The organism is Nostocoides australiense Ben110 (genome assembly GCF_001050535.1).
In the GTDB taxonomy this organism is placed as follows: domain Bacteria; phylum Actinomycetota; class Actinomycetes; order Actinomycetales; family Dermatophilaceae; genus Nostocoides_A; species Nostocoides_A australiense.
Genome location: NZ_HG764815.1, coordinates 2,508,656 through 2,514,283, shown reverse-complemented (window position 1 = coordinate 2,514,283; position 5,628 = coordinate 2,508,656). Strand labels below are relative to the sequence as shown.

Here is a 5,628-nt window from a genome sequence, read left to right as displayed (position 1 = left end):
CGATCACTCATGCACGATCGAGGCTAGGCGGCGGTCGGCGCCGGCCTACAGCGCTGCTTCGCCTGCGGGCGTCATCAGCCCGCGAGTGCGCAGCTCCACGACGAGCCGGCGGTTGCGCTCGGAGGTCGTTCCGCGAGTGCGTCGTGGGGTGAAGCGCTGCAGGTATGACGTGTCGTCGCCCGCCCGTCGCGTCGATTCGCTCCAGCCGAAGCAGAGCCCCTCCTCGAGCAGGTCGTGGAAGGTCACGCTGGGTATGCCGCTGCCGGCCTTCGCCACGCGCACCCAAACTCCTGAGGAGCGGCTGTGCTCGCGCTCCAGCCACGACCGCAACTCCTGGCGCGTCGCGAACGACTGGACCATCAGTCCATCGGGCGGCACGGACGAGTCCGCGTCGCCGATAGCCCGGGTCCTCCTCTGTGCCATGGGTCGTCACCTCCTCTCGATGCTGGTTGGGCCCGGTCAGCGGATGAGGCAGAAGGGGTGGCCGGCGGGATCGAGGAAGACCTTGAAGTTGCCGTTCTCCGCCGGCTGGTGTTCGTGGACCGTGGCGCCGGCCGCGAGGACGGCAGGTTCGACGGCCTCGATCTGACCCGAGCACGACAGGTCGAGGTGGAACTGCTGCGGGTGGGCGCCGCCGGGCCATGTGGGGGCGACAAAGTCGGGGATCTGTTGGAACCCCAGACACGTTCGCCCGTTCGGATTTTCCGTCGAGATGCCACCTTCCGGCGGGGCAATGACGACGAAGTCGGCGTCCGGGTCGCCCTCGGGCTGCCAGCCGAGGATCTGCGCGTAGAAGCGTGCCAGAGCCGGAGCGTCGGGGCAGTCGAGGATGACGAGGTCGAGTTTCGTCGTGATCGTGCTGGTCATGGAGCCGACGGTATGCCGCGTAGCGGACGAAAAGTGCCCGTGTCCTCCCACTCGATGTGCGTTACGTGTTCACTCGACGGGAGATACGTGTTCACTCGACGGGGGGTGCGCGGTGGTCACCCGACTGGGGGCGGGGTGAGAGGATGCCAGCGGCATACGACTCGACGATGAGGAGATCCGGATGGACGGGGCACGACCAGTTCGCGCGGCGCGGGGGACGCAGCTGACCGCGCGGCAGTGGAGCACCGAAGCCCCCCTGCGCATGCTCATGAACAACCTCGACCCCGAGGTGGCCGAGCGGCCCGACGACCTCGTCGTCTATGGCGGCACCGGCCGCGCGGCGCGCGACTGGGCGAGCTTCGACGCCATGGTGCGCACCCTGACCACCCTCGGACCCGACGAGACCATGCTCGTCCAGTCCGGCAGGCCCGTCGGCGTCTTCCGCACCCACGAGTGGGCGCCGCGGGTCCTCATCGCCAACTCCAACCTCGTCCCGGACTGGGCCAACTGGCCCGAGTTCCGCCGCCTGGAACACCTCGGCCTGACCATGTACGGGCAGATGACCGCCGGCTCGTGGATCTACATCGGAACCCAGGGCATCGTGCAGGGCACCTACGAGACCTTCGCCGCGATCGCTGAGAAGCGGTATGGCGGCACGCTCGCCGGCACCTTGACCCTCACCGGAGGCTGTGGCGGGATGGGCGGGGCGCAGCCGCTGGCCGTCACGCTCAACGAGGGCGCCTGCCTGATCGTCGACGTCGACCCCCATCGCCTGCAGCGGCGCGTCGAGCATCGCTATCTCGACGAGGTAGCCGACGATCTGGACGACGCTATCGAAAAAGCGTTGCGCGCCAAGGCAGAACGCCGCGGCCACTCGGTGGGCGTGGTCGGCAATGCCGCCGAAGTCTTCCCCGAACTGCTGCGCCGTGGCGTCGACATCGACATCGTCACCGACCAGACCAGCGCGCACGACCCGCTGTCCTATCTACCCATCGGCATCGACCTCGAGCAGTGGGACGAATACGCGACGAAGAAGCCTGAGGAGTTCACCGACCGGGCCCGCGAGTCCATGGCCCGGCACGTCGAGGCGATGGTCGGCTTCCTGGACGGCGGCGCGGAGACCTTCGACTACGGCAACAGCATCCGCGATGAGGCTCGGCTCGGCGGCTATGACCGGGCCTTCGCCTTCCCCGGCTTCGTGCCGGCATACATCCGGCCGCTCTTCTGCGAGGGCAAGGGCCCGTTCCGGTGGGCCGCACTCTCCGGCGACCCGCAGGACATCGCCGCCACCGACAAGGCCGTCCTCGACCTCTTCCCCGACAACGACCGGCTCCACAAGTGGATCCGCGGGGCGCAGGAACGCATTGCGTGGCAAGGACTTCCGGCCCGGATCTGCTGGCTCGGCTATGGCGAGCGCGACAAGGCCGGGCTGGCCTTCAACGACCTCGTCGCCTCGGGCGCCGTCAGCGCGCCCATCGTCATCGGCCGCGACCACCTCGACTGCGGCTCGGTCGCCAGTCCCTATCGCGAGACCGAGGCGATGGCCGACGGCTCCGACGCCATCGCCGACTGGCCGCTGCTCAACGCTCTCACGGCGACGAGTTCCGGGGCGACGTGGGTCTCGATCCACCACGGCGGCGGCGTCGGCATCGGGCGCTCCATCCACGCCGGCCAGGTCAGCCTCGCCGACGGCACCCCGCTTGCGGCGCAGAAGCTCGCCCGGGTGCTGACCAATGACCCGGGCATGGGCGTCATCCGCCACGTCGACGCCGGCTACGAGCGGGCCGACGAGGTCGCGGCCGAGCGGGGCGTGCGGGTCCCCATGCGGGAGGCGTGAGGGCTCTGGCGACCGCCCACGGGTGAAGCGGGGCCGGGTTTGCCGACGGGGGCCGGGCTATAAGGCGGCCCGAGTCGCGAAACCAGGCCCCGCTTCGACGAAACCTGGCGCCGCTTCGGCGAGGCACTCGCCTGGGCCGTCCGGCCTGGTCAGGTGACCGGGTCGAAGGTCAGGACGCCCTGGCTGGCACACCGGCCGGGGACGTGATTGCATGCAGGCATGTCACCGTCGACGTTCCAGGCCATGTGGGCTGCCCTCAGCCCCGTCGGCCGGGACGCGCAGACCGGGGGATATCGACGTTTCGCCTGGTCACCCGAGGACCACCAGCTGCGGGAATGGTTCGCCCAGGAGGCGACCGCCCGCGGGTTGGAGCTGACCGAGGACCGTATGGGCAACCAGTGGGCCTGGTGGGGCGACCCCGACACAGCGGGGCCGGGTCTGGTGCTCGGCAGTCACCTCGACTCGGTGCCCGATGGCGGGGCGTATGACGGCCCGCTCGGCGTCGTCTCAGCGCTCGCCGCCGTCGATGCGCTCCGGGGTGCCGGGCATAGGCCGAACCGCCCGATCGGCGTCGCCAACTTCGTCGACGAGGAGGGCGCCCGCTTCGGCATCGCCCTCGCCGGCTCCCGGGTGATCACCGGACTGCTCGACGCCGACCGGGCCCGCTCCCTGACCGACGGCGACGGCATCACGATGGCCGAGGCCATGCGGGCCGCGGGCCGCGACCCCGACGCGATCGGCCCCGACCCCGAGACCCTGCGGCGCGTCGGGACCTATGTCGAACTGCACGTCGAGCAGGGCCGCGCCCTGGCCGACCTCGACGCGCCCGTGGCTGTGGGCACCGACATCTGGCCCCACGGCCGCTGGCGGATCGACGTGCCCGGCGAGGCCAACCACGCGGGCACGACGCGGCTGGCGGATCGCCGCGATGCCGTCCTCGGCCTGGCCGGTGTCATCCAGGGCACTCGCGAGGCGGCCGAGCGGCGCGGCTGCCTGGCGACCGTCGGCAAGGTCGCGATCGAACCCGGCGGCGTCAACGCGATCGCCAGCCACGCCACCGGCTGGTTGGACGCGCGAGGTGCCAACCCGGAGGCCGTCCGCGGCGTCATACAAGACGTGACAGCGATGGCGCGGGCCCACGGCGGCGCGGTTCACGAGGAATCCTGGACCCCGGTCACCGAGTTCACCCCCGACTTGGTGAGCCGGATGCGGGAGGTGCTGGGCGGCATACCGGCCCTCGGCACCGGGGCCGGCCACGATGCCGGAGTGCTTGCGCAATACGGCATCGAGACGGCAATGCTCTTCGTGCGCAATCCGACCGGCGTCTCGCATTCGCCGGCTGAGTTCGCCGAGGAGGCCGACTGCCTCGCCGGGGTGAAGGCACTGGCCACCGTGGCGGCGGATCTGACGGGGGGAGAACGATGACGACCATCTGGGCGCGTCACGCGCAACTGCCCGACGGCATGGCGGCGAAGGTCCGCATCACCATCGAGGGCGACCGCATTCGCGCGGTCGGGCGCGGCGAGCCGCAACCCGACGACATCAGCCTCCCGCTCGTGCTGCCGGGCATCGCCAACGGCCACTCCCACGCCTTTCACCGCGCCCTACGCGGCCGCGTGCAGGACGCGGCAGGCAACTTCTGGACGTGGCGCGATCACATGTATGCCGCCGCGTCTGCCTTGACCCCGGAGAGCTATTTCGCTCTGGCACATGGGGTTTTCGTCGAGATGGTCACGGCAGGGTTCACCGCCGTGGGGGAGTTCCACTACCTCCACCATGGAGCCGGCGGGCGTCCCTATGAAAACCCGAACGCGATGGGCGAGGCCGTGATCGCGGCGGCGCAGGCTGCCGGCATCCGGCTCACCCTGCTCGACACTCTCTATCTCGCGGGCGGTCTCGGCGGCGAGGGGCACCTGCCGCTCGACCCTGTCCAAGAACGCTTCGCGGACAAGGACATTGCCACGTGGGCGCGCCGGTTCGGCGACCTTCGTGACACCGCGGGCTGCCGGATCGGGGTCGCCGCGCACTCGGTGCGCGCGGTGCCCCGCGAGGCGCTGCTCCAGCTGGCCTCGGTCGCGGGGCCCCGCGTCATCCATGCCCACGTCAGCGAACAGCCCGCCGAGAACGCCGCGTGCACCCTGGTCTACGGCCAGACGCCGACGCAACTGCTGGACAACTCCGGCCTCCTCAGCGAACGCTTCACCGCCGTGCACGCCACCCACCTCTCACGTGACGACATCCGGCGCATGGGCCGCGCCCGGGCCTTCATCTGCATGTGCCCGACGACCGAGCGCGACCTCGCCGACGGCATCGGGCCTGCCCGTGACCTCCTCGACGCGGGCGCCCGGCTGAGCATCGGCACCGATCAGCACGTCTCGATCGACCCGTTCATCGAGGTGCGCGGCCTGGAGATGCACGAGCGCCTGCACAGCGGCGAACGCGGGCGTTTCACTCTCGACGAACTCAATCTCGCGATGAGCCACCACGGTTACGCGAGCATCGGCTGGCCCGACGGCGGCCTCATCGCCCCCGGTGCGCTCGCGGATCTCGTTGCTGTGCGCCGTGATTCGGTGCGCACGGTCGGATCCCGCGCCGCGCAGGTCATGTTCTCGGCCGCCGCCGGCGACGTCACCGACGTCATGATCGGTGGCGAGTTCGTCGTCCGTGGCGGCGTCCATCGCGCAGGCGATCCGGGCGCGCTGCTCGGCAAGGCGCTGATGAAGCTGCGCGGAGCATGAGCAGGCCCCTATGACGAGCGCGCTCGTCACCGGGATCGGCCAACTCGTCACGTGCGCTGGACCGGGCAGCACTCCCGAGGACGCCCTCGGGATCCGCACCAATGCGGCTCTCGTGGTCGAGGACGACCGCATCGCCTGGATCGGCGCCGCCGCCGACGCACCGCCCGCCGACCGCCGGATCGACTG

General features: G+C 70.6%; 5 protein-coding genes. 3 read left to right on the top strand and 2 right to left on the bottom strand.

Going from position 1 to position 5,628, the window contains the following annotated elements:
- Nucleotides 1-45 precede the first annotated feature (45 nt).
- Nucleotides 46-423 carry a YdeI/OmpD-associated family protein gene (locus tag BN11_RS12085; RefSeq protein ID WP_048698070.1) on the bottom strand — a complete coding sequence of 126 codons (378 nt, stop codon included), beginning with the start codon at nucleotides 421-423 and terminating at the stop codon, nucleotides 46-48.
- A gap of 36 nt (nucleotides 424-459) precedes the next feature.
- Nucleotides 460-867: a VOC family protein gene (locus BN11_RS12080; RefSeq protein WP_048698068.1), complete on the bottom strand. Its 408-nt coding sequence runs from the start codon at nucleotides 865-867 to the stop codon at nucleotides 460-462.
- Between the two features lie 181 nt (nucleotides 868-1,048).
- On the opposite strand from BN11_RS12080, the gene hutU reads away from it, so the two are divergent.
- The 3 genes from hutU (at nucleotide 1,049) to BN11_RS12065 (ending at nucleotide 5,442) form a co-directional block, all read left to right on the top strand.
- Nucleotides 1,049-2,704: a urocanate hydratase gene (hutU, locus tag BN11_RS12075; RefSeq protein ID WP_048698064.1), complete on the top strand. Its 1,656-nt coding sequence runs from the start codon at nucleotides 1,049-1,051 to the stop codon at nucleotides 2,702-2,704.
- Nucleotides 2,705-2,923: 219 nt separating this feature from the next.
- Nucleotides 2,924-4,129, top strand: coding sequence for an allantoate amidohydrolase (locus BN11_RS12070; RefSeq protein ID WP_048698063.1), 1,206 nt, complete (start codon nucleotides 2,924-2,926; stop codon nucleotides 4,127-4,129).
- On the top strand, nucleotides 4,126-5,442 hold the full coding sequence (locus BN11_RS12065; RefSeq protein WP_048698061.1) for a formimidoylglutamate deiminase: 1,317 nt from the start codon (nucleotides 4,126-4,128) through the stop codon (nucleotides 5,440-5,442). The genes BN11_RS12070 and BN11_RS12065 overlap by 4 nt, the downstream gene beginning before the upstream one ends.
- The last annotated feature ends 186 nt before the right edge of the window (nucleotides 5,443-5,628 follow it).